The organism is Pseudoduganella sp. OTU4001 (genome assembly GCF_038440195.1).
In the GTDB taxonomy this organism is placed as follows: domain Bacteria; phylum Pseudomonadota; class Gammaproteobacteria; order Burkholderiales; family Burkholderiaceae_D; genus Rugamonas.
Map to the genome: position 1 here is coordinate 1 of NZ_JASATG010000070.1, position 2,217 is coordinate 2,217.

The following is a 2,217-nucleotide window of genomic DNA, read 5'->3' on the forward strand; positions in this document are numbered from 1 at the left end:
CGACTGTTGATTTTTAAAGATCGCTGCCTTCGTTGACAAAGCGTTGTGTTTGTCAGCAGCACAGAAGCGAGATTATGCAGTGTTTCGTATAACTCGTCAACCCCATCTTTTCGCTTCGCTGCTTCGTCCTTGACGTTGCTGCGTTGCGAGGGGGCGAACTATAACAAAATCGGCCTGCACTTGGCAAGGCCGATTTGTATGCTGCGCGCTAGTTACTTCGCCTTCCAGCGCAACACGCCGCGCAACGGAGGCTGGTTATCACAGGATTGCTCGAAGCGCATCAGGATGGAATTGAGCTTGCCGTTCACGTAAACGACGTTATCCACCATGGCCCAGCCTAACGACGTATTACATCCACGTCCTGGGCTGCCTACACTCAGCCCGCCTTTGAGTGCGTTGCTGAAGGCTAAGCGCTGCAGGCCGGAATAGTAGCCCTTTTCAATCTGGCTGATGGAATTCATGCCTTTGAAAGAAAAGTCGAAATTGTTGGTAGTGAAGGACAAGGAATTGCCGGTGCTGCTCACTCGCAGTGGGGTGGCCTCGCTCTCAATAGTGGTTCCAACATAGCCGGCCCCAATCCAGTCCCCTTGAGGGCTGTTGATATAGACCGCATTCCCGCTCAGCGGCAGTGCACCCGCCGGCGCCATCCATAAACCGGCAGGTGCCGCCGTGGGCCCTGGCGGCTGCGTACTATCCGGATAACCGAGACGGATCTTGCCGTACAACGAGCTCGGACCACCCTCGCAATGCTGGCGGAAAGTCAGCTCCAGGCGGCGCAGCGCATCGCCTTCATACTCAGCCACCGAGACATAGATCCAGCCCGTAACCTGATTACAGCCACGACCATCCCCGCCCCAATCAAGGCCGGCTACCGTGGCGCTACCAAAGCGCGCAGCGTTCGCGTGAAACCCGCGCACCACTTTGCCACCCTGCCCTGTGGCGCTAGGGAAGGCAAACATACCGTTCCACCAGGTGTCGCCGTTAACGTATACCTGGAGGTTCCAGCTATTGTCGCGGAATCCCATGGAAGCATTGGCCTGCGTGTACTGGTACGTCCGGCCTCCGCCCACATAGTCGCCGCCAACACTGGACAGATATACGTAATTTCCGCTCGACGGCACGGCTCCTTCAGGTGGCTGCCAGCCGACAAAAACAGGCAATTGGCTCGCCACGCTATCACGTTTGCCGTCATTCACAACCAGGTTGAAAAGGTATTCCCCTTCCAGGTCAGGCACAAACGATGGCGTTGCCGTCGATGCCATCACCAGCACGGCATTGCTGCCCGGCGGCTTGGCCTGCAGGGTCCAGCGATAAGTCAGGCTTCGATTTAGCGAGGCGCTGCTTGCGGCACCAGACAGGGTTGTCATTTTCCCCAAGGTGACGCCAGCCGGCGCCTGGGTGCGGGCCGTCGGCAGGTAATCGATACCCGGCTCCTGGATCACAATGCCGTTAACAATGGCGTTCATGACGCCCAGTTGACCCTCAGCACTTTCGCTGATCATGGAAAGCGCAGCAGGCATGGAGACCACGCCGCGATTGACGGCATCGGTCCAGAAGGCAAAACCGGCGGGATCCGGTTCGCGGTGAAGCACATTCTGGTAGATGCGACGCACGACTTCTTCGTTACTTGTGGCGCTGCCGTAGATGGCCCGGAACTCGTTGGAGTCAGCGAAGCCGGTTGCGACTGTTTCGAGGCTGGTACCCTGGTCAAGCACGGAAATCCAGAAGCTGAGTCCGGGGATATCTGGCGCGCGGTTGAACGCGGACTGGTACAAACGATAGGCCTGACCAGCGCTGCCTTCAATATCCATTGCGAGCGTAAAGTCATCGAAACGCAATCGGGCGTTAGCAGGCACATTGCGGATGATGCCGCTGGACTTGTGCTTGAGTTGGATGTCGGTTGCCTGGCGCGTGATCACATAATCCGATGACAATCCGGCCATTGCAACAACGCCGGGCACGGGGGCCGACATGCGTGCTTGCCGTGCCTGCTTGACTCTCATCGCCGGCTCCGACTCCGGAGCGCCACCTCCGCAGGCCGTCAACGCCAGCAATAGAATCGCTATCAAACTGCTTTTCAAATCTTGCATCCCATGCACCCTCAATTGAAAAAATTGCAGAAATGATAATGAAGATGAGAAGCAAAGGCAATTGTGATTACAGAGGAGACATGGAATGCAAAAAGCCCGCCGGCAGTTTTGCCAGGCGGGCTTCTCT

At 57.1% G+C, this 2,217-nt stretch carries 1 protein-coding gene; it reads right to left on the reverse strand.

Annotation, left to right across the window (positions count from 1 at the left end):
• Positions 1-212: 212 nt before the first annotated feature.
• Positions 213-2,217: DUF4214 domain-containing protein (locus AAHE99_RS26650; RefSeq protein ID WP_342120985.1), on the reverse strand; the 2,005-nt coding region annotated here is incomplete at its 5' end.